The 20,488-nt window shown below is 70.5% G+C and carries 20 protein-coding genes; 12 read left to right on the top strand and 8 right to left on the bottom strand.

Features of this window, described 5'->3' with window-relative positions; translation table 11 throughout:
- Window positions 1-40: 40 nt before the first annotated feature.
- Together secA and QU603_RS04565 are read left to right on the top strand one after the other, a co-directional pair.
- Complete coding sequence (gene secA / locus QU603_RS04560; protein ID WP_308493311.1) at window positions 41-2,860, top strand: preprotein translocase subunit SecA; 2,820 nt, start codon at window positions 41-43, stop codon at window positions 2,858-2,860.
- Window positions 2,861-2,903: 43 nt separating this feature from the next.
- A complete protein-coding gene (locus tag QU603_RS04565; protein WP_308493312.1) occupies window positions 2,904-4,133 on the top strand; it encodes a pyridoxal phosphate-dependent aminotransferase in 1,230 nt (409 codons plus the stop codon).
- On the opposite strand, the gene QU603_RS04570 is transcribed toward QU603_RS04565, so the two are convergent.
- Window positions 4,134-4,553: an Rv3235 family protein gene (locus tag QU603_RS04570; RefSeq protein ID WP_308493313.1), complete on the bottom strand. Its 420-nt coding sequence runs from the start codon at window positions 4,551-4,553 to the stop codon at window positions 4,134-4,136.
- Between the two features lie 151 nt (window positions 4,554-4,704).
- Between QU603_RS04570 and QU603_RS04575 the strand changes: the two genes are divergently transcribed.
- On the top strand, window positions 4,705-5,313 hold the full coding sequence (locus QU603_RS04575) for a hypothetical protein (protein WP_308493314.1): 609 nt from the start codon (window positions 4,705-4,707) through the stop codon (window positions 5,311-5,313).
- Window positions 5,314-5,376: 63 nt separating this feature from the next.
- On the opposite strand, the gene QU603_RS04580 is transcribed toward QU603_RS04575, so the two are convergent.
- Window positions 5,377-5,658 carry a helix-turn-helix domain-containing protein gene (locus QU603_RS04580; protein ID WP_308493315.1) on the bottom strand — a complete coding sequence of 94 codons (282 nt, stop codon included), beginning with the start codon at window positions 5,656-5,658 and terminating at the stop codon, window positions 5,377-5,379.
- Window positions 5,659-5,755: 97 nt separating this feature from the next.
- Here QU603_RS04580 and QU603_RS04585 point away from each other — a divergent pair, with 97 nt between their 5' ends.
- The 3 genes from QU603_RS04585 to QU603_RS04595 are packed head-to-tail and all read left to right on the top strand — an operon-like array spanning window position 5,756 to window position 9,228.
- Window positions 5,756-6,412: an SAF domain-containing protein gene (locus QU603_RS04585; RefSeq protein WP_308493316.1), complete on the top strand. Its 657-nt coding sequence runs from the start codon at window positions 5,756-5,758 to the stop codon at window positions 6,410-6,412.
- A gap of 43 nt (window positions 6,413-6,455) precedes the next feature.
- Window positions 6,456-7,724, top strand: a complete 1,269-nt coding sequence (locus QU603_RS04590; RefSeq protein WP_308493317.1) for a CpaE/TadZ family protein — start codon at window positions 6,456-6,458, stop codon at window positions 7,722-7,724.
- A 10-nt stretch (window positions 7,725-7,734) separates the two neighbouring features.
- Complete coding sequence (locus tag QU603_RS04595) at window positions 7,735-9,228, top strand: sensor histidine kinase (RefSeq protein ID WP_308493318.1); 1,494 nt, start codon at window positions 7,735-7,737, stop codon at window positions 9,226-9,228.
- A 43-nt stretch (window positions 9,229-9,271) separates the two neighbouring features.
- Here the strand turns inward: QU603_RS04595 and QU603_RS04600 are convergent, their stop codons facing one another.
- Window positions 9,272-9,520, bottom strand: a complete 249-nt coding sequence (locus tag QU603_RS04600; protein WP_039397845.1) for a WhiB family transcriptional regulator — start codon at window positions 9,518-9,520, stop codon at window positions 9,272-9,274.
- 178 nt (window positions 9,521-9,698) lie between these two features.
- On the opposite strand from QU603_RS04600, the gene QU603_RS04605 reads away from it, so the two are divergent.
- Window positions 9,699-10,118, top strand: a complete 420-nt coding sequence (locus QU603_RS04605; RefSeq protein ID WP_308493319.1) for a histidine kinase — start codon at window positions 9,699-9,701, stop codon at window positions 10,116-10,118.
- Window positions 10,119-10,171: 53 nt separating this feature from the next.
- Here the strand turns inward: QU603_RS04605 and bcp are convergent, their stop codons facing one another.
- From bcp to aroA, 3 genes are all read right to left on the bottom strand, one after another.
- The gene (bcp, locus tag QU603_RS04610; protein ID WP_308493320.1) at window positions 10,172-10,639 is read right to left on the bottom strand and encodes a thioredoxin-dependent thiol peroxidase; all 468 of its coding nucleotides are present in this window, start codon (window positions 10,637-10,639) and stop codon (window positions 10,172-10,174) included.
- Between the two features lie 117 nt (window positions 10,640-10,756).
- Complete coding sequence (gene rsgA, locus QU603_RS04615; protein ID WP_308493941.1) at window positions 10,757-11,806, bottom strand: ribosome small subunit-dependent GTPase A; 1,050 nt, start codon at window positions 11,804-11,806, stop codon at window positions 10,757-10,759.
- Window positions 11,807-11,819: 13 nt separating this feature from the next.
- Complete coding sequence (aroA, locus tag QU603_RS04620) at window positions 11,820-13,151, bottom strand: 3-phosphoshikimate 1-carboxyvinyltransferase (protein WP_308493321.1); 1,332 nt, start codon at window positions 13,149-13,151, stop codon at window positions 11,820-11,822.
- A 36-nt stretch (window positions 13,152-13,187) separates the two neighbouring features.
- Here aroA and QU603_RS04625 point away from each other — a divergent pair, with 36 nt between their 5' ends.
- Entirely contained in the window at window positions 13,188-13,853 is a 666-nt protein-coding gene (locus QU603_RS04625) for a sigma-70 family RNA polymerase sigma factor (RefSeq protein WP_308493322.1), read from the top strand.
- The gene (locus QU603_RS04630) at window positions 13,850-14,095 is read left to right on the top strand and encodes a zf-HC2 domain-containing protein (protein WP_308493323.1); all 246 of its coding nucleotides are present in this window, start codon (window positions 13,850-13,852) and stop codon (window positions 14,093-14,095) included. The genes QU603_RS04625 and QU603_RS04630 overlap by 4 nt, the downstream gene beginning before the upstream one ends.
- Before the next feature lie 43 nt (window positions 14,096-14,138).
- Here the strand turns inward: QU603_RS04630 and QU603_RS04635 are convergent, their stop codons facing one another.
- The gene (locus tag QU603_RS04635; protein WP_308493324.1) at window positions 14,139-15,038 is read right to left on the bottom strand and encodes a diacylglycerol kinase; all 900 of its coding nucleotides are present in this window, start codon (window positions 15,036-15,038) and stop codon (window positions 14,139-14,141) included.
- Window positions 15,035-16,744: an FAD-binding oxidoreductase gene (locus QU603_RS04640; protein ID WP_308493325.1), complete on the bottom strand. Its 1,710-nt coding sequence runs from the start codon at window positions 16,742-16,744 to the stop codon at window positions 15,035-15,037. The genes QU603_RS04635 and QU603_RS04640 overlap by 4 nt, the downstream gene beginning before the upstream one ends.
- A 34-nt stretch (window positions 16,745-16,778) precedes the next feature.
- On the opposite strand from QU603_RS04640, the gene QU603_RS04645 reads away from it, so the two are divergent.
- From QU603_RS04645 to QU603_RS04655, 3 genes are all read left to right on the top strand, one after another.
- The gene (locus QU603_RS04645; protein ID WP_308493327.1) at window positions 16,779-17,390 is read left to right on the top strand and encodes a TetR/AcrR family transcriptional regulator; all 612 of its coding nucleotides are present in this window, start codon (window positions 16,779-16,781) and stop codon (window positions 17,388-17,390) included.
- Complete coding sequence (locus tag QU603_RS04650) at window positions 17,387-18,952, top strand: glycerol-3-phosphate dehydrogenase/oxidase (protein WP_308493328.1); 1,566 nt, start codon at window positions 17,387-17,389, stop codon at window positions 18,950-18,952. The genes QU603_RS04645 and QU603_RS04650 overlap by 4 nt, the downstream gene beginning before the upstream one ends.
- 85 nt (window positions 18,953-19,037) lie before the next feature.
- On the top strand, window positions 19,038-20,462 hold the full coding sequence (locus QU603_RS04655; protein ID WP_308493329.1) for an APC family permease: 1,425 nt from the start codon (window positions 19,038-19,040) through the stop codon (window positions 20,460-20,462).
- Window positions 20,463-20,488 lie beyond the last annotated feature (26 nt).

Here is a 20,488-nt window from a genome sequence, read left to right on the forward strand (position 1 = left end):
GACCTGTGCGGCATGACCACCCGATAGATGGAGATCCTCCGTGGCCAACCCTCTCGAGAAACTGCTTCGTGCCGGTGAAGGCCGTCTGCTGCGACGGCTGCAGCAGGTCGTCAAAGCGGTGAACGCGCTCGAAGACGAGTACGCGGCGCTCACCGACGAAGAGCTGCGCGACGAGACCGCCCACTTCCGCGAGCGGTACAGCAACGGCGAGCCGCTCGACAAACTGATGCCCGAAGCCTTCGCCGCCGTCCGCGAGGCGGCCAAGCGCACCCTCGGCCAGCGGCCGTATGACGTGCAGATCATGGGCGGCGCGGCCCTGCACCTCGGCAACATCGCCGAGATGAAGACCGGTGAGGGCAAGACCCTCGTGGCGACCCTGCCGTCGTACCTGAACGCGATCGCCGGCCAGGGCGTACACGTGATCACGGTCAACGACTTCCTCGCCAGCTACCAGTCCGAACTCATGGGCCGTGTCTTCCGGGCGCTGGGGATGACCACCGGCACGATCATCTCGGGGCAGACGCCCGACGTTCGCCGCGAGCAGTACCTCGCCGACATCACGTACGGCACGAACAACGAGTTCGGATTCGACTACCTGCGCGACAACATGGCCTGGCAGCAGCAGGACCTCGTCCAGCGCGGCCACTTCTACGCCATCGTCGACGAGGTCGACTCGATCCTCATCGATGAGGCGCGCACCCCGCTGATCATCTCAGGTCCGTCCTCGGGCGAGGCCAACCGTTGGTTCACCGAGTTCGCCAAGGTCGCACGCACACTCGAGGCCGGCGTGGACTACGAGGTCGACGAGAAGAAGAAGACCGTCGGCGTGCTCGAGCCGGGCATCGAGAAGGTCGAGGACTACCTCGGCATCGACAACCTCTATGAGTCCGCCAACACCCCGCTGATCTCGTTCCTGAACAACTCGATCAAGGCCAACTCGCTGTTCAAGCGCGACACCGACTACGTCGTCATGAACGACGAGGTCATGATCGTCGACGAGCACACCGGCCGCATCCTGGTCGGCCGTCGCTACAACGAGGGCATCCACCAGGCCATCGAGGCCAAAGAGGGAGTGCCGGTCAAGGCCGAGAACCAGACGCTGGCCACCGTCACGCTGCAGAACTACTTCCGCCTGTACGAGAAGCTCGCCGGCATGACCGGTACCGCCGAGACCGAGGCGGCCGAGTTCATGTCGACGTACCAGCTCGGCGTCGTGCCGATTCCGACGAACAAGCCGATGATCCGCAAGGACCAGCCTGACCTCGTCTACAAGAACGAGCAGGCCAAGTTCGAGCAGGTCGTCGAAGACATCGCGGCGCGCCACGCGAACGGCCAGCCGGTGCTGGTGGGCACGATCAGCGTCGAGAAGAGCGAGTACCTGTCTCGGCTGCTGGCCAAGAAGGGCGTCAAGCACGAGGTCCTCAACGCCAAGAACAACGCGCGTGAGGCCGAGATCGTGGCCCGTGCCGGGCGGCTGGGCGCCGTGACGGTGGCCACCAACATGGCCGGCCGTGGTACCGACATCATGCTCGGTGGCAACGCCGAGTTCATGGCCGTCCAGGAGATGAAGGCAAAGGGGCTCGACCCCGAGTCCACGCCCGAGGAGTACGAGGCTGCCTGGGACGACGTGTATGCGGCCATGAAAGAGCGGGTGGATGTCGAAGCCCAGCAGGTCGTGAAGACCGGTGGGCTCTACGTGCTGGGCACCGAGCGTCACGAGTCCCGTCGCATCGACAACCAGCTGCGCGGCCGCAGCGGACGTCAGGGCGACCCCGGTGAGAGCCGGTTCTACCTGTCGCTGACCGACGACCTCATGCGCTTGTTCCAGTCGGGCGCGGCCGAGGCGATCTTGAACCGCACGAACTTCCCCGACGACGTGGCCATCGAGTCGAAGATGGTGTCGCGGGCGATCAAGAGCGCGCAGTCCCAGGTCGAGGCGCGCAACGCCGAGATCCGCAAGAACGTGCTCAAGTACGACGATGTGCTCAACCGCCAGCGTGAGGCGATCTACGCCGACCGCCGGCAGATGCTCGAAGGCGACGACATCGCCGATCGCGTGCAGCGCTTCGTCGAAGACACCATCAACGACATCATCGAGCAGCACACGTCGATCGGTCACACCGAGAGCTGGGACTTCGATGCCCTGTGGAGCGAACTGAAGACGCTCTACCCGGTCAGCGTGACCATCGACGAGGTGGTCGCCGAGGCCGGCACCCGGGGTCGGATCACCGCCGACGGCCTGAAGCGCGAGATCCTCTCCGACGCGAAGATCGCGTACGAGAAGCGCGAGAACGCTCTGGGCGAGCCGGCCATGCGCGAGCTCGAGCGCCGCGTCGTGCTGCAGGTGCTCGACCGCCGCTGGCGCGACCACCTGTACGAGATGGACTACCTGAAGGACGGCATCGGCCTCCGGGCCATGGCCCAGCGTGATCCTCTCGTGGAGTACCAGCGCGAGGGCTTCCAGATGTTCGAGGCCATGATGGGCTCGATCAAGGAGGAGTCCGTCGGGTACCTGTACAACCTCGAGGTCGAGGTGCGTGCCCAGGCCGAAGGCGAGCTGGATGTCGAGGCCAAGGGGCTGACCGCCCCGTCTCAGGACGGCCAGCGCCTGGAGTACTCCGCGGCAAACGACGCCGGTGAGGTCGAGGTGCGCAACGACCGCGGGCAGGTGCAGCAGGCGGCCACTGACCGGGTGCGTCGGGCGGCTGCAGCGGCCGCCGCAGCGCAGCAGCAGCAACAGCAGCAGCCTGCTCAGCCCGCCGCGCGTGGAGCCTTCGGGCAACCGACCTCGGCGCCCGAGGCGCCCGAGCCTGCGGCGCAGAACCGCGCGCAGCGTCGCGCGGCCGGGCGCAACAAGTAGCCGACGCGAATCGGGCGGCGCGCGGCGGCAGTAGTCTTTACGGATGAACCCGCTTCGCCCGCTCGACCAATCCACCAAGCTCAAGGACGTCCTCTACGAGATCCGTGGAGCCGCCCTGGTGGAGGCCGGCCGGCTGGAGGCAGACGGGCACAAGATCCTGAAGCTGAACACGGGCAACCCCGCGATCTTCGGCTTCGATGCGCCCTACCAGATCGTGCGCGACATGATCGAGGCGGTGCCCTACGCGCACGGCTACAGCGACAGCCGCGGCATCATGCCCGCCCGCCGCGCGGTCGTCTCGCGCTACGAGCAGATCCCCGGCTTCCCGACGTTCGACCCCGACGACGTCTACCTCGGCAATGGTGTGTCTGAGCTGATCACGATGACCATGCAGGCACTGCTGGACACCGGCGACGAAGTGCTCATACCCGCGCCGGACTACCCGCTGTGGACGGCGATGACCAGTCTCGGCGGCGGGGTGCCGGTGCACTACCGGTGCGACCCCGACGGCGACTGGCAGCCTGACCTGGACGACATCCGCAGCAAGATCACCGAGCACACCAAGGCCATCGTCGTGATCAACCCGAACAACCCCACCGGGTCGGTGTACACGCGCCAGACGCTGCAGGGCATCGTCGACATCGCCCGGGAGCATTCGCTGCTGCTGCTGGCCGATGAGATCTACGATCGCATCCTGTTCGACGGTGCCGAGCACATCAGCCTCGCCACCCTCGCGCCCGACCTGCTGTGCCTGACGTTCAACGGGCTGTCCAAGACCTACCGCGTAGCCGGCTACCGCAGCGGCTGGCTGGTGGTGACCGGGCCGAAGAGCCACGCGAAGGGCTTCCTCGAGGGGATCACCCTGCTGGCCTCCACCCGGCTGTGCCCGAACGTGCCCGCTCAGTACGCGGTGCAGGCGGCCCTGTCGGGCGTGCAGTCCATCGACGCCCTCATCGGCCCCACGGGGCGGCTGCACGAGCAGCGCGACATCGCCTGGAAGGGCCTGGAGTCCATCCCCGGCGTCACCTGCTACAAGTCGCAGGGCGCGCTGTATGCGTTCCCGCACTTGGACCCGAACGTGTATGAGATCCGCGACGACGCCAAGATGGTCTACGACCTTCTGGTCGCCGAGCACGTGCTGGTCGTGCAGGGCACCGGCTTCAACTGGCCTGCGCCCGATCACTTCCGCATCGTGACGCTGCCTGAGCCGCGAGTGCTGGCCGATGCCGTCGAGCGCATCGGCAACTTCTTGGTCTCGTACAAGCAGCAGTAGTCACAGCAGCGCGAGCGAGGACGCCCGCCACCGGTGGTCCATGCCCTCGAGCCGGATCGCCACGGCGCGGGTGCGCGCGGGCCCGCCGATGATCACGACCGCCTCGATCGCATCGGCGGTCGGCGCCGTGCGGTGCACCGATCGGATCGCGTGCACCGGACGGGTGGCGACCACGCCGCGTGCGCTGCGGGCCCGTGCGGCCAGGCCTGCGCGGGTCACGAGCGAGCGGAAGGCGTCCTCGGTCATCCACCGTGCCAGCTGGTTCACGTCACGGACCCCGGCGAGCACCTCGAGCACTCCCTGGGTGAGATTTCGCAGCAGGGGGTCGGGATCGGGCAGAGCCGAGGCCGGCGTGCGTTGCGGAGCACCGGGGTCTCGTTCGTCTTGCCGCCGTCGCGCCGTCGCAGACCTCACCGTCATCCGATCGCCTCTCTCGCTGCACCTCGGATGCGACCGAGGAAGGATGTCAGGACCGCTCCAGTACAGCACACAGACAACTCTCAGCTTCATGAGAAGCCTCTCACCTGTGGATAACCCGTCGCGCGGCGTCATGTCCGCGTACTCTCGCACCGTGCGATGGGACCGATTCTTCGAAGATCTCGAAGATCAGCTCGACTCCGAGTGGGAGGCCGAGCGCGCCGCGCTGGATTCCGAGGCAGAGCGGCTGCGGCTCGCCCGGCTCGGTCTGCGCGATCGTCTGCGATCGCTGTGCACAGTCGACGGCCCGCAGATCTCGGTCGAGCTGCTCGCGGGGGCCGGTGTGCGCGGGCGGCTGGGGGCGGTCGGGGCGGACTGGGTCGGCGTCATCGCGCCCGACGAACGCGCCGGCGTCGCCCTGCTGCCACTGGCGGCGGTGGTGTCGTTCGGGATGCCGCAGCCCGACCTTCTGCGCAGCGCACGCGCGGATGCGGCCACGGCGGCGCCGACCACGCTGCGCGAACGGATGACACTGGGCTTCGTGCTGCGCGATGTCGCGCGGCGCAGGATGCCGGTGGCCGTGCAGCTGTGCGACGGACGGACGCTGACCGGCACGATCGATCGTGCCCTGGCGGACCATCTCGATCTCGCGCTGCACGACGGCGCCGAGCCTCGCCGGGCCGGTGCCGTGTCCGGCATGCGGATGATCCCGTTGGCCGCCGTCGAGGCCGTGCGGCTCGAGCGGATGTACTTCGACGTCTGACACCGCCGCAACGGGCGGGCTTCGCCGTGGCAGTCGGGTCGTGCCGGCAGTCGGGTCGTGCCGTCAGTCGGGCCGGCGCACCGTTCCGGTGCCCCACAGCTCGGGAAAGCTCGCGGCGTTCGACTGCCGCCACAGCGCCATGCGGCGGGTCTCTTCCGTCTGCTCGTCGAGGTAGGCGATCACACTGTCTTCGGCGATCCGCCACTGCGGCGGGCGGCCGACGCGCACGCCCCGCAGCCGGCCGTCGATGGCCAGGGCGATCACCTCATCGACGGTGATGCCGAGAGCCTCGGCGACCTCGGAGGGGGCGACGAGACGTGCGTCGGGTACGGACGTTTCGGGCATGCGTCAATTATGGCCAGCAAGTGCCGTCGATGGCCCTGCGAATCCACCCTGTGGATAACTTCCGATGCCCCTGCGCGCGATGCGCGACGATGGTTCCATGAGCGCACTCGGCAGCTTCTCCGCCCCGCCGGACGCCCGTCCCTCCGTACGTCCTCGGCGGCGTGTGTTCTGGACCGACGCCCGCTTCCTGCTCGGCATCGTGCTGATCGTGGCCGCGATCGGCGGCGTCTGGGCGGTGGTGACGCTGTCGCGGCAGACCTCGCCCGTCTATGCCGCAGCGCACACTCTCGTGCCCGGTCAGGCGGTGACCTCGTCGGATCTGACCGTCGTCGAGGTCGCGTTGGGTGCGGCCCGTGAGAGGTATCTCGCGCCGGGTGCCGCGTTGTCGGATGCTGTGGCCACCCGCACCGTGCAGGCCGGCGAGCTCGTCCCGGCGTCGGCCACCGTGCCCGCCGCGCAGTCGAGCCTGACCAGCGTCGTCGTGCACTCCAGCGCCGATGTCCCCAGCGCCGTACGTGCCGGAACCGTCGTCGAACTCTGGTCGGCCGCGCAGACCGAGCGCGGGGTGTTCGCCACGCCCCGCGTGCTGATTCCTCGGGCGACGGTGGTCTCCGTGCAGCGTGACGACTCGATGCTCGGGGCGGGGGCGGCGGCGATCGAACTGAGGATCGAACGTGCCGACGTCGCATCCACGCTCGAGGCCATCTCGGCGCAGGCGGCGCTGTCGATCGTGCCGACCGGAGCCGCACGATGAGGGTGCCCGCGCCGCGGCCGGTCGATACAGCGGGAGTGACGTCGTGACCCCGCCGCCGACGGTGATCGTGGCCGCCGACGAACCGCGTGGCGCCCGGATCGCCACCGGGCTGGCCCGCTTGGGCGTCGAGGTGGTCGAGACAGTCACCGCGGTCCAGGCCGCCGACGCTCTCGCACGTGCCGGCCGGGTGCACACCCTCGTGCTGGAAGTGATGCGGCACACGCTGGACGCAGGCCTGGTCGCCTCGTGCGACCGTGCGGGCACCCGCATCCTTCCGCTGTGCGCAGGGGACAGCGAAGCACGACTGGCGGCGGCATTCGGTCTCGCGCCGGTGCTGGCCGTCGACGCCGAAGCCTGGGTGATCGCCGACGCGCTGCAGGCGTCGCCGGGACCCGCGCCGCAGACGGCACCGGCCGATGTCGGTGCGCGCGGTGCGCGTGTGGTGGCGGTGTGGGGTGCGGCCGGCGCTCCCGGTCGGTCGACCCTCGCCGTGGAGCTGGCCGCGGAGCTCAGCCGCGGCAGGCGCCAGGTGTGTCTGGCCGACGCCGATGCGCACGCGCCGTCGCTCGCTCTGCTGCTCGGGCTGGCCGATGAGGGGCCGGGCTTTCCCGCCGCGTGCCGCAGTGCCGAGCGCGGCGGATTGGATGCCGCAGAGCTGACGCGCATCAGCCGACCGGTGCCGATCGGCGATGGGCAGATCGATGTGCTCACCGGCATCAATCGCCCCTCGCGCTGGCCTGAGCTGAGCGAGCGGCGGGTGGGCGCGGCGCTGGCAGCGTGCAGGCACTGGGCCGACCACACCGTCGTGGATGTGGCATCCAGCCTCGAACGCGACGAAGAGATCGTCAGCGACCTGACCGACGGGCCGCGGCGCAACGCTGCGACGCTGGCAGCCCTGCGCGCGGCCGACCAGATCGTCGCGGTGGTCGCCGCCGACCCGCTGGGCGTCGCCCGCTTTCTGCGCGCGCACGCCGAGCTGCGTGCGACGGTGGGGGCGACGCCGATCACGGTGGTGGCCAACCGTCTGCGCCCGGGCACGCTGGGCGTCGACGCCCGGGGACAGGTGCGGCGCACGCTGGAACGGTTCGCGGGGATCCGTGAAGTGTGGTTCGTGCCGCAGGACCCGCGCAGTGTCGATTCCGCGCTTCTGGCTGCCCGACCGGTCGCCGAGGTCGCACCGAAGGCACCGCTGACCCTCGCCGTGCGCAGGCTCGCGGCCGAAGCGATCGCGCCGCCCGCGCCGCGGCATCCCGCGCGGTTCGCGAAGCGACGGGCACGAGCGGTGGCGTCGCAAGGGGCCGCTGCATCGTAGGCTGATCAGCGTGCCGACCCTCACCGATATCGTCTACGCCCAGGGCCTGTCCGACGCCGCCGACGTCGAATGGCTGCACCGTCTCGCCGGCGACTGTCAGCTGCTGGCCGACATGGCGTTCGCCGACATCGTGATGTGGGTGCCGACCGCCGACGACTCCTTCGTCGCCGTGACGCACACTCGTCCCGGGGGAGCGGCGACGCTGTTCTATCGCGACATCGTGGGCGAGCGCCTGCGGCCGCAGTGGCGCGCGCAGGTGCGCTCCGCCTTCATCGGCGGGCAGATCGTCGATTCCGCGTCGCCGGACTGGTTCGAAGAGACCCCGACCCGCGTGCGGGCTGTGCCGATCGTGCGCGAGCACGCACGCGTCGGCGAGAAGGCCGCGGTGATCGGCGTGCTGACCCGACACACCAACCTCGGCGAGGCGCGGACGCCCTCAAGGCAGCAGATCACGTTCAACGACTGCGCTGACGACCTGTTCGGCATGATCTCGGCCGGGGATTTCCCCGACTTGTCGGCGCCCACCGGCCCTCGACGGGGCGCTCCGCGCGCGTCGGACGGACTCATCCGCCTCGACGTGGACGGCATGGCGACGTTCGCGAGCCCGAACGCGCTGTCGGCGTTCAACCGGCTCGGATTCGAAGACGAGCTGGAGGGCCAGTCGCTGGTCGAGGTGGTCACCGGCATCCTTCCCGAAAAGCGGCAGTTCGACGAGTCGCTGCCGCTGGTGGTGACCGGGCGCGCGCCCTGGCGTGCGGATCTCGAAGCGAACGGGGTCACGATCTCGCTGCGCACGATCCCGCTGCGCGACCACGGCACGCGCATCGGTGCCGTGGTGCTCTGCCGAGACGTCACCGAGATGCGGCACCAGGAGCAGGAGCTGATCACCAAGGACGCGACGATCCGTGAGATCCACCACCGGGTGAAGAACAACCTGCAGACGGTGGCATCGCTGCTGCGCATCCAGGCGCGTCGCACGCACTCCGACGAAGCGCGTGACGCCCTCACTCAGGCGATGCGTCGCGTCTCGGCGATCGCCGTGGTACACGACACACTCGCGCAGGGCCTCGCACAGAACGTCGATTTCGACGAGGTGTTCCAGGCGGTGCTCAAGCTCGTCGCCGAGGTCGCGGCCGCGCCCAACACCCATGCGCACACGCGCACCACGGGAAAGTTCGGCACGCTGCCCAGCGAATACGCCACTCCGCTCGCCCTGGCCCTGACCGAGCTGGTCACCAACGCCGTCGAACACGGTCTGGCCGGCAAGGAAGGCGACGTCGAGATCGTCACCGAGCGCACCGATCAGATGCTCGAGGTGCGTGTGCGCGACAACGGCGTGGGTCTGCCCGAGGGGCAGGTCGGCCGGGGCCTGGGGACGCAGATCGTTCGCACGCTCATCCAGGGGGAGCTCGGCGGATCGATCGACTGGCACACCATGGAAGGTCAGGGCACCGAGGTCACCATCGAGATCCCGCTGCGCTACATCGACCTCGACGAGGAATGATCAGGCGCGTCGCGGCGCGCAGCGGCGCCGCGAGGCGAGAGCCTCAGGATGCGCGACGCGCGCGAGCGGCGCGGCGCTTGAGCGCGCGTCGCTCATCTTCGGACAGGCCGCCCCAGACGCCCGAGTCCTGGCCGGTCTCGAGGGCGTACTGCAGGCAGATCTCGGTGACGGTGCACCGCGCACACACAGCCTTCGCCTTCTCGATCTGATCGACTGCAGGTCCGGTGTTCCCCACGGGGAAGAACAGCTCGGGGTCGACAGTGAGGCATGCGGCTTTGTCGCGCCAATCCATGGGGGTGCTCCTTGACTGAGAGTGTGTCACGTCGTGTGGGGGTTGCGCCAGGGTGGTTTCGGGTTCCGATAGCCTGGAGGTCGTGCGAGCAGAAGCGCTCGCCCCACGCCGCTGTGGGAGCACACAACTCGTTACATGCTTCCATAGCGCCGCATACGAATCAAGGGTTTTCTTTACATTGTCAGGTCCACGAACAAACCCCGCCCGGCGGGTCGCCGCCGCGGTTCTGGCCATCGATGCGGTCGGTGTGCTGGCCCTGGCGATCTGGCAGGTGCTCGCCTTGCTGGCAGGCGACGTCGAGTCGGTGGCCAGCGCCATCGCACTGATCGTGCTGACCGTGATCGGCGCGGCGGCGATCGGTGCCTTCGCCGTCGGCGTGGCACGCGGGGCGATGTGGGCGCGCAGCGGCGGCGTCGTGACCCAGCTGCTGATCCTCGCGATCGCTCTGGGGGCGGTCACCGGCGCCTACGCGCACCCGCTGATCGGTCTGGCGTTGGCCGCCGCGGGTCTGATCGGCCTTGTGCCGCTGGTGGTGGAGGTTCGCCGAAGCGGTCGGGAGCAGCGCGAGCAGCACGAGGCGGACGACGACAAGCACTGAGCTGCGGCGGATGAGAACGGAGCCGCGCCGGTCCGGGGCGGCCCAGGGGCCTCTCAGTCCAGGCCGAGGGCCGTGCGCAGCCGGGCGACGTGTCCGGTCGCCTTCACGTTGTACTGCGCGATGGTGATCGTGCCCGTCTCATCGATGGCGAAGGTCGAGCGCAGCACTCCTTCGATCTTCTTGCCGTAGTTCATCTTCTCGCCCCACGCGCCGTACGCGTCGTGCACCGCGTGGTCGGGGTCGCTCAGCAGCGGGAAGGTCAGGTGGTCGCGGTCGCGGAACTCGCGGAGCTTCGCCGCTTCATCCCGCGAGACGCCGAGCACCGTGTAGCCGGCCGACTTCAGCGACGACAGGCTGTCGCGGAAATCGCACGCCTCGGTCGTGCAACCGGGCGTCATCGCCGCGGGGTAGAAGTACAGCACGACCTTGCTCCCGCGCAGGTCATGCAGCGAGACGTCGCCGCCGTCCTGGTCGGTGAGGGTGAAGTCGGGCGCGGTGTCACCGGTCTGCAACTGGGTCATGCTCTCAGCCTACGGCGCTGAACACGGTGGGCATCTCGCCGCGGGCGGCCGTGTCTGTAGCTGTCTCAGTGCCGCGGATCAGTGCCGCGGATCAGTGCCGTAGGTCGGCACCGTCGATCACCGGGCTGAGTGCTCGGCGAATGTCGTCAGCAGCCGTTGCAGAGAGTCCAGGCGACCGGCTGCGCCCGCGCCCAGCCGTCCGGATTCGACGGCCTCGATGATCGCGCAGTCGGGGGCATCGGGCAGGTGTGTGCAGCCGCGCGGACACTCCTCGGCGACCTCGGCGAGGTCGGTGAACGCGTCGAGGATGCGTGCGGGATCGACGTGCCCCAGCCCGAACGAGCGCACCCCCGGGGTGTCGATGACCCAGCCCGCTCCGTCCGGCGACCGGTAGCGCAGCGACACCGTCGAGCTCGAGGTGTGCCGGCCACGCCCGGTCACCCGGTTCACACGCCCCGTGGCACGACCGGCGTCGGGTACCAGCGCGTTGACGAGAGTGGACTTGCCGACGCCCGAGTGCCCGACGAACACGGTGGAATGGCCCACCAGCGCCGCGCCGATCTCGTCTGTCGGCATGGCCTCGCGCGCGCTCGTGAACACGCGCAGGTCCAGTCCCTCGAAGTGGGTCAGGAAGGCGGTGGGGTCGGCCAGGTCGGTCTTGGTCACCACCAGCAGCGGGCGGATGCCGGCATCCAACGCGGCGATCAGGTAGCGGTCGACCAGCCTTTCGCGCGGCTCGGGGTCGGCGGCGGCCACCACGATCAGCATCTGGTCGGCGTTGGCGACCACCACGCGCTCGACCTGGTCGGTGTCGTCGGCGCTGCGCCGCAGCAGAGTGGCGCGGTCCTGGATGCCGATGAGGCGCGCGAGCGTGCCCTGCTGACCGGTCACGTCTCCGACGATGCGCGCCAGGTCGCCGGTGACGATCGGGGTGCGTCGCAGCTCGCGGGCCCGCACCGCCAGTGCGGTGTGCTCGTCGGGCCCGTCCTCGTCGACCAGGACGGTGTATCGGCCGCGGTCCACACCCAGCACGCGCGCGATGCGCGCGTCTTCGTGCGCGGGACGCCGCTTGGTGCGGGGGCGGTTCGCCTTCGGGTTGGGGCGCACACGCACGTCGGACTCGTCGAATTCGTCGTCTTCGTCTTCGTCGTCGGCGAGCCAGCTCATGACGCTCACGCGGCTAGGCCGCGGCATCCCCCGACTCGTCGCCGAGCATGCGCGCCCACAGCTGCGGGAACTGCGGGATCGTCTTGGCCGTCGTGCCGATGTCATCGACCTCGACGCCGTCGACGGCCAGCCCGATCAGTGCTCCGGTCGTGGCCATGCGGTGGTCGTTGAACGCCTTCCACACGCCGCCGTGCAGGGGGCGCGGCACGATGCGGATGCCGTCTTCGAGCTCTTCGGCGTCGCCGCCGAGCGCGCGCAGGTTCTCGACGAGGGCTGCCAGTCGATCCGTCTCGTGGTGACGGATGTGTCCTATGCCGCGGATCGAGGTGGGGGTGGTGGCCAGAGCCGCCACGCCCGCGATCGTGGGGGCGAGCTCTCCGGCAGCCGACAGGTCCAGGTCGATGCCGCTGATCGAGCTGCCGCCGGCGACGTGCATTGCGCCTCCGCGACGCTGCGTGCGCGCACCCATCAGAGCGAGGATCTCGGGGAGCATGGCGCCGGGCTGGGTGGAATGCAGCGGCCATCCGGTGACGGCGACGCGGCCGCGGGCCACCAGCGCCGCCGCCAGGAACGGCGCCGCGTTGGACAGGTCGGGCTCGACGTGCACGTCCTTGCCGCGGATCGGGCCCGCCGGCACGACCCACTCGGTGGCCGTCGGCCGTTCCACGATCACGCCGCGGCGGCTGAGGGCTTCGACGGTCATGTCGATGTGGGGCATGCTCGGCAGGTGCGCGCCCTCGTGGATCAGGCGCAGACCGACATCGAAGCGAGCGGCGGCCAGCAGCAGCCCGGAGACGAACTGGCTGGACGCGCTCGCGTCGATCACGATCTCGCCGCCGCGCACCTGGCCGTGGCCGCGCACGGTGAACGGCAGCGCCCACCGGCCGCCGTCGTCGATGTCGACGCCCAGGTCGCGCAGCGCTTTGATCATCGCACCCATGGGGCGGTGCAGCGCGGTCCCGTCGGCCGTCAGGGTGAGTTCGCCGTCGACGAAGCCGATCAGCGGCGCCACGAAGCGCATGACGGTTCCGGCCTGGCCGCTGTCGATCTCACCCGAACCCGTGAACGGCGCGACCGGCGTGACGAGCAGGTCGTCGCCGAACGGGCCGTCTCCGGGCACCGGGTCCACTCCCACGCCCAGGGCGCGCAGCGCCTCGACCATGCGGGCCGAGTCGTCGGAGTGCAGCGGGGCGTGCAGCGTGCTGGGGCCGTCGGCCAGCGCCGCCAGCACCAATTCGCGGTTGGTCAGCGACTTCGAGCCGGGCACGGTGACCACCGCGTCCAGGGGCTCGGCGGCCGACGGCGCGCGCCATGAGGAATCAGGGGAATACCGGTGGTCGGTCATCGGGTTCTACCCTAACGAACCCTGGAGAGGAGTCGAATGATCGCCACCCTGGAGCGCGTCGGTTCGCCGAGCCCCACTGTCGACGGGAGTGCGCACGTAGACTTGCCCCTAATGGACGAGTCGCAGACGCCGGTCGATGCACGTGCACAGTTCGAAGAGCAGGCCCTTCCTTTCATGGACCAGCTGTACGCCGCTGCCATGCGCATGACGCGCAACCCCGCAGACGCGGCAGATCTGGTGCAGGAGACGTTCGTGAAGGCGTTCGCTTCGTGGAAGACGTTCACGCAGGGGACGAACCTCAAAGCGTGGCTGTACCGCATCCTCACCAATACGTACATCAATACCTATCGTAAGAAGCAGCGCGAGCCCTTCCAGAGCCCGATCGATGAACTGGAGGACTGGCAGCTCGGCGGAGCCGAGTCGACCACGTCGAGTTCGTCGCGGTCGGCCGAGGCCGAGGCGATCGACCACATGCCGGCATCGGTGGTCAAAGACGCGCTGCAGTCCATTCCGGAGGACTTCCGGCTGGCGGTGTACCTCGCCGACGTCGAGGGCTTCGCCTACCAGGAGATCGCCGACATCATGAAGACCCCGATCGGCACCGTCATGAGCCGCCTCCACCGCGGCCGGAGGATGCTGCGCGGGCTGCTGGCCGAATACGCCCAGGAGCGCGGGATCATCGCATCAGGGAGCACCAAATGACCGACTGCGGCTGTGAGAAGACCCGCAAGGACCTCGAGGAGTACCTGCGCCACGAAGTGTGCAAGACCGAGCAGGCAGACATCCGCGAGCATTTGGCGGGCTGCCCCGGCTGCCGCGACGAGGCCCTCGTCTCGCGCACGCTGACCGAGGTGCTGGCGCGCTCGTGCAAAGAGGCAGCTCCCGAGCAATTGCGCGACATGGTGCTGGCGCGCCTGCGCGACCAGCACGCCGTCCTCGACTGATCGAGTCCGGTCGCACGCGGCCGGCGCACGTGGTACGACCGGCTCAGGCGCCGAACACGCGCAGGGCGCCGGGCACGACATCCACCCTCAGCGGCAGCATGCCCACCGGATCGCCGTCGGCGTACGCCGATGCGTCCGGTGAGTCGAGCCGGATGCCGCGCACCTGGAACGTCGAGACCTCGGGCACCGTCGTGTGCTGGCCGCGGTAGAGCCGCGGCAGGAGCCTGAGCAGTCGCCGTCGTCCTGCCGGATAGACCACGGTCACCTCCAGCAGTCCGTCCTCGAGATCGGCGTCAGGACAGATCGGGATGCCGCCGCCGTAGCTGCGGCCGTTGCCCACCGCGGCGAGCACGAGATCGCGCTGGAGCCGCTGTGCGGAGCCGTCGGCGTGCTCGAGGTCGAGTGTGAACGGCACGCCGCGCAGGGTCAGGAACTCGACGAGGATCGCGATCGTGTAGCGCGAAGATCCGCGCGGCCACCGCATGCGGTTCGCTCGATCGTTCACCCGGGCGTCGAACCCGGCGGCCAGCACGGTGCCGAACAGTGTCGTCGAGCCGTCGGCGCGGGTGAGCCGGGCCAGATCCACGTCCCGTGTGCGGCCGGCGATGACCGCGTCGGCGGCGCCCTCGACGTCGTCGGAGCGAAGCCCCAGCGACGTGGCGAAATCGTTGCCGGTGCCGATCGGGATGATGCCGAGCGGGATGCCGGTGCCGGCCACCTGCTGCAGGGCGAGGTTGACGGTGCCGTCGCCGCCGGCGACCAGCACGCCGTCGACGCCGACCTCCAGCGCCGCGCGCAGCAGCATCGTGGTGTCTTCGGCCGAGCCTCCGGAGATGATCGAGGTCGTGACGCCGGCCACGCGCAGACGTGTCGCCGCGCGGTCGGCGGCGTCGGCGCGGGCTCCTGCGTGCGCGGTCGGGTTGGCCACCAGGGCGACCCTCATGATCGCTCCTGCGGCGTCGCCCGCGCGGGGATCAGCACGCCGGGGTTCATGATCCCGTGCGGATCGATCGCGGTCTTCACCGCCTGCACAATCCGCACTCCCGGCTCGCCGATCTCGGCGTCGAGGTATGGCCGGTGGTCGCGGCCGACCGCGTGATGGTGGGTGATCGTGCCGCCGGCGTCGACGATGGCGCGAGACGCGGCATCCTTCGCGCGGGTCCATTGGCCGATCGGATCGTCGGTGAGGGCTGCCACCACGGTGACGTACAGCGAGGCGCCTGACGGGTAGACGTGCGAGATGTGGCACATGATGACCGGTGCGGTGCCTTCGGCGGTGAGGGCGTCGGTCAGTCCGGTGGTCACGGCGCCGGTGAGGGCGTTCAGGTTCGCCCACGTCGTGGCGGTCTCCAGGGTCTCGGCGAGCACGCCGATGTCCAGCAGGGTGTCGCGCAGGGCAGGTGAGGCGAATCGGCCGCGCTCCCACGCGCGGGCGGGCTCCTCGCCCCGGGCCTTTGCGCCGTGTGCGCGAAACACCGCGTCGGTGCGTGCGAGGGTGGATGCCGCCTCCTGCGCGCTCGCGCCCTCGCACGTGGCGATGGCCAGGCTGCCGCGCAGGCGGGTGACGTGCCCGCCGAGGACGGCGTTGACCCGCGTCTCGGTTGTGTCGGACAGACGGATCACCGTCGGCCGGATGCCCTGCTGGGTCAGCTCGCGGAGGGCGTCGGCGCCGTCGGCGAAGGCGGGGAAGGTCCAAGAGCCGTAGGCGGTGGCCGCCGGGGTGGGGCGGATGGCGACGGTGACCTCGGTGATCACGCCCAGTGTGCCCTCCGAGCCGAGGAACAGCTCGCGCAGATCGGGCCCTGCAGCACTGGCAGGGGCACGTCCGAGGTCGAGCGCGCCGGTCGGGGTCGCGATGCGCAGCCGCTGCACCAGATCGTCGAACCTGCCGTAGCCGCGCGAGGCCTGACCCGACGAGCGGGTCGCGGCGAACCCGCCGAGCGTGGCGAAGGCGAAGCTCTGCGGAAAATGGCCGAGCGTGTAGCCGCGGTCACCGAGCAGCTCCTCTGCCTGCGGTCCGGTCGTTCCCGCGCCGAAGGTCGCCAGCAGCGACGTCTCGTCCAGCGCCAGGAGGGCCGCCGTGCGCGCCAGATCCAGCGTGATGACCGGACGAGATGCGGAGCTGCTGGCGCTCCGGCCGTCGCCGTCGCCGCTGTGGCGGCCTTCGCCGCTGTGGCGTTCGATGCCGTCGACAGGATCCACCCCGCCCACCACGCTCGTGCCCCCGCCGAACGGCACGACCACGATGCCGCGCGCGTCACACGCGTGCAGGACGGCGTCGACCTCGGCGTGCGTGGCCGGAAGGACGATCGCGTCGGGGGCGGGGTCATCGATGCTGAGCCGGCGGCGCAGCAGATCGATCGTGCTCTTGCCGCCCAGATGCGCGCGGCGGGCCTCGTCGGAGGTGTCGACCTCGGTGATCGCGCGCAGCGCCGCGAGGTCGTCGGCGGCCAGACGCGCGGCAGGCAGCGGCGCGGGCGCGCGCCGGGGGACCGGATGCGGCTTGCCGTGCAGCAGCAGGCCGGCGATCGCCCGCGCCCCGGGCGGGAGCGCGCGGCCGTCGTCGGACCACGCATCCCACGGCGGGCGCGGCGCGGTGGAGGGAACCGCAGGCAGGGGGTGCGGCATCCTCGCCTCATCCGAAAGCATGGCGACAGTATGACACAGTGCGTATATTTGTCGCATGGCTCGTGTGAACGGTGGTGTTCCTGTCGGCGGCGCGGCCGCGCCGACGCGGACCGCGGCGGAGATCATGGATGCCGCAGCCGACGAAGTGCGGCTGCACGGCATCCGCCGCACCACGGCATCCGACATCGCGCGCCGCGCAGGCGTGTCGCGGCAGACCCTCTACCGGTACTGGCCCGACGTGCAGTCGCTGCTGGCAGCCCTGGTCACCCGCGAGCTGCTGGCGCAGCTGCCGCAGCAGGCAGGCGACGGGCTCGATGAGCCGACGTCGCTGGACGGCCTGGTGATGATTCTGGTGGACACGACCGATCGCATTCGCCGCATGCCGCTGCTGCAGACGCTGCGCACCAGCGACCCCGAGCTGCTCGCGCGCTATGTGCTGGAGCAGGTGGGAACGAGCCAGCGGGAGATCCATGCCCAGATCGCCGCGCGCGTGCACGCCGGGCAGGCGGCCGGCTTCGTGCGCGCAGGCGACGAGGTCGCCATGGCAGGGATGGTGCTGCTGATCACGCAGTCAGCGGCCCTGTCGGCGCCCCTGGTCCACGCGTGGCTCCACGGCGACCCGTGGCGCACCGAGCTCACGGCCGCGCTGACGGGATACCTGCGATGAGCGTGGTCGGGCGCACGCCCCGCCCCACGGCGCTGAACGCCGCCCGGCGCGCGCGAGAACTCGAGGCACTGGCGGTGGGCGGTCCGGTCGACGTGCTCGTGATCGGTGGCGGGATCACCGGAGCGGGGGTGGCGCTGGATGCCGCGACCCGCGGGCTTCGCACCGTGCTGGTCGACAAGCACGACCTGGCGTACGGCACGAGCCGGTTCAGCTCGAAGCTCGTGCACGGCGGGCTGCGGTACCTCGCCTCGGGGCAGTACGGCATCGCCCATGAGAGCGCCGTCGAACGCCACCGGCTGATGACCCGCATCGCCCCGCACCTGACGCGGCCGCTCGCGCAGGTCGTGCCGCTGTTCGCCGCCGACTCCGCCGCTCGCGGTGCGTACATCGCCACCGGCTACGTGCTCGGCGACGCGCTGCGCGCCCTTGCCCGCACCCCGCGCCGTGTGCTGCCTGATCCCGGGTTCGTCTCGGCCGCCGAGGTGGAACGGCTGGCACCGGCGGTGCGTTCGGGTGATCTGCGCGGTGGCGTGCGCGGCTGGGACGGCCAGCTCTTCGACGACGCCCGACTCGTGGTCGCCGTCGCACGCACGGCTGCGGGGTATGGCGCATCCATCCTCACGCGCGTCGAGGCGGTGTCGGCGGTCGGCGACAGCGCGGTGCTGCGCGATGCGCTCACCGGCGCCGAGCTCACCGTGCGCGCGCGGACGGTGATCAACGCCACCGGGGTGTGGGCGGGCCGCTTCGACGCCGGTGTGCACGTGCACCCCAGCCGCGGCACGCATCTGGTGGTGGATGCCGCGCGCCTGGGCTTCTCGGACGTCTCGCTGACCGCGCCCCTGCCCGGATCGTCGTCGCGGTTCGTGTTCTCGGTGCCTGCACCGCACGGCCGGGCCTATATCGGGCTGACGGATGTCGATGCCCCTGGAGAACCGCCCGAGGTCGCCTCAGCCACCGACGCCGAGATCGACCAGCTGCTGGACGTGTTCGGCGACGTGCTGCAGGTGCCACTGTCGCGCGACGACGTGATCGGCACGTTCGCGGGGCTGCGTCCGCTGCTGGCGGGCGGTGATGAGGGCGACGACGAGGCGGCCGAGCCCAGCGACCTGTCGCGCCGGCACGCCGTGCGCGTCTCGCGGGACGGTGTCGTCTCGATCGTCGGCGGCAAGCTCACCACATACCGCCGCATGGCGCAGGACGCGGTGGATGCCGCGGCCCGCCACGCCGGGCTGCGTGCGGGGACCTGCGTCACGGCCTCGCTGCCGCTCGTGGGTGCGTGGCCGCGCGAACGGCTGGCGTGGCTTGCGCCCGAGGCGCCCGCCCGGTTCGTGCGGCGGTACGGCGCCGAGGCGCGGTTCGCGGCCGGGCTGGGAGCAGGACCGTCAGCGGCGCGCGGCGTGACAGCGCAGGAGCTGGAGTGGGCCGTGCGCGTGGAGGGCGCCCTCACCGTCGACGACGTGCTCGATCGCCGCACCCGGCTCGGGTTGGTCGCCGCCGACCGTGCCGAGTCTGCGGAAGCCGTGGCATCCGCCTTCGACCGCGCCGGCGTCACCCCCGCCTGATCCGCCGAACAGCGCTCGATCTCGTCGCGGGTGCGGAACGCGGCGTCGACATCGAGTGTCGGAGATGTGGTGCATGCTGGACGACGTGACTGATGTGCGTGACCGCACGCGCGGCATCGGCGTGCTGCAGGGCACGGCGCTGTACGTCGCCGCGATCCTGGGCAGCGGGCTGCTGGTGCTGCCGGGGCTTGCAGCGGCGGTGGCGGGGCCGGCCTCGATCCTCGCCGTGCTCGCTGTGATGCTGCTGGCAGCTCCTCTCGCGGGTACGTTCGCCGCGCTCGCGGCGCGATATCCCGACCCCGGCGGGGTCGCCAGCTACGTACGTCGGGCGATCGGCCCGACGGCGGCGCGCGCGACGGGATACTGGTTCTACTTCGGGGTCGCAGCAGGGTTCCCCGTCCTGGCACTGCTGGGCGGCAACTACCTCACGGCGCTCACCGGCGTCGATGCCTCGGCGGCCCCGCTGCTCGGCCTCGCGGTGCTGGTTCCGCCGTTCGCGATCAACATGCTCGGCGTGCGGACAGCAGGGTGGGTGCAGTTCGTGCTCACCGGCACGCTCACGGCGATCGTCGTGTTCGTCGTGGGAGTGGCGTTCCCCGCCGTCGCGCCGGAGCATTTCGTGCCGCTGCTTCCGCACGGCTGGGCCGGAGTCGGGGTCGCGGTGAGCCTGTTCGTGTGGGCGTTCGCCGGATGGGAGGTCGGCACGCACATCTCCGACGAGTTCCGCAATCCGCGTCGAGCCATTCCGATCGCCACCGGCATCGCCCTGGTCGTCACCGGCGCCGCGTATCTGCTGCTGCAGGTCGTCACCGTCGGCGTGCTGGGCGGGGCGGCCGGCGACAGCGACGCGCCGCTGGTCGCTCTGGCCGAAGCGGTCGCTCCCGGTGTCGGTCGCGTGCTGGTGGGCGTCGCCGCGGGCATCGTCGCGCTCGGCGTGCTGAACTCGTATCTGGCGGCGTTCGGCAAGCTCGGCGCGTCATTGGCCGTCACCGGCGATCTGCCGAAGATGTTCGCGCCCGGTGCCGAGGCAGGCGGAGTGCCGCGGCGTGCGCTTCTGCTGACGTTCGCCGTCGCCCTGGCGTACTTCGGCGCGGCGGTGGCGACCGGCGGCAACCTCGAGACGTTCATCCTGATCCACACCGGCAACATGGTCTCGATCTATGCGGCCGGCATGATCGCCGCGCTGCGCATTCTGCCCAGGCGGACGCCGGGGTGGTGGATGGCGCTCGTGGCCGCCGCGCTGTCGGTCTTGCTGCTCGCCCTGAACGTCTCGCATCTGGCGCCGGCGGCGCTGCTTGCCGTCGCAGCCGTTGCCGTAACGCTGTGGCGTCGCCGGGGCGCACGACGCGGTGGGCCGGGTGCTGCCGAAGCGTCGCTCGCCGCCGTGTCGCCCCTGCAGCCGGGGATGCCCGGCATCGACGAGGTCGCTCCCGCTGTGTCGCCCGTGCAACGGCAGGTGCCGTGCGTCGATAGCGAAGGAACCACGACTCCCTGCACCGCGTCCGCCTGAGTCGCGCCGGCTCTGCAGCGTCTGCG

Source organism: Microbacterium terrisoli (genome assembly GCF_030866805.1).
Taxonomy (GTDB): domain Bacteria; phylum Actinomycetota; class Actinomycetes; order Actinomycetales; family Microbacteriaceae; genus Microbacterium; species Microbacterium terrisoli.

Excerpts from the sequence above, each read along its gene's own strand:
- QU603_RS04565 (WP_308493312.1), top strand. The coding sequence starts at position 2,904 with ATGAACCCGCTTCGCCCGCTCGACCAATCCACCAAGCTCAAGGACGTC.
- QU603_RS04570 (WP_308493313.1), bottom strand. The coding sequence starts at position 4,553 with ATGACGGTGAGGTCTGCGACGGCGCGACGGCGGCAAGACGAACGAGAC.
- QU603_RS04580 (WP_308493315.1), bottom strand. The coding sequence starts at position 5,658 with ATGCCCGAAACGTCCGTACCCGACGCACGTCTCGTCGCCCCCTCCGAG.
- QU603_RS04585 (WP_308493316.1), top strand. The coding sequence starts at position 5,756 with ATGAGCGCACTCGGCAGCTTCTCCGCCCCGCCGGACGCCCGTCCCTCC.
- QU603_RS04600 (WP_039397845.1), bottom strand. The coding sequence starts at position 9,520 with ATGGATTGGCGCGACAAAGCCGCATGCCTCACTGTCGACCCCGAGCTG.
- bcp (WP_308493320.1), bottom strand. The coding sequence starts at position 10,639 with ATGACCCAGTTGCAGACCGGTGACACCGCGCCCGACTTCACCCTCACC.
- rsgA (WP_308493941.1), bottom strand. The coding sequence starts at position 11,806 with ATGAGCTGGCTCGCCGACGACGAAGACGAAGACGACGAATTCGACGAG.
- aroA (WP_308493321.1), bottom strand. The coding sequence starts at position 13,151 with ATGACCGACCACCGGTATTCCCCTGATTCCTCATGGCGCGCGCCGTCG.
- QU603_RS04625 (WP_308493322.1), top strand. The coding sequence starts at position 13,188 with ATGATCGCCACCCTGGAGCGCGTCGGTTCGCCGAGCCCCACTGTCGAC.
- QU603_RS04630 (WP_308493323.1), top strand. The coding sequence starts at position 13,850 with ATGACCGACTGCGGCTGTGAGAAGACCCGCAAGGACCTCGAGGAGTAC.
- QU603_RS04635 (WP_308493324.1), bottom strand. The coding sequence starts at position 15,038 with ATGAGGGTCGCCCTGGTGGCCAACCCGACCGCGCACGCAGGAGCCCGC.
- QU603_RS04640 (WP_308493325.1), bottom strand. The coding sequence starts at position 16,744 with ATGCTTTCGGATGAGGCGAGGATGCCGCACCCCCTGCCTGCGGTTCCC.
- QU603_RS04645 (WP_308493327.1), top strand. The coding sequence starts at position 16,779 with ATGGCTCGTGTGAACGGTGGTGTTCCTGTCGGCGGCGCGGCCGCGCCG.
- QU603_RS04650 (WP_308493328.1), top strand. The coding sequence starts at position 17,387 with ATGAGCGTGGTCGGGCGCACGCCCCGCCCCACGGCGCTGAACGCCGCC.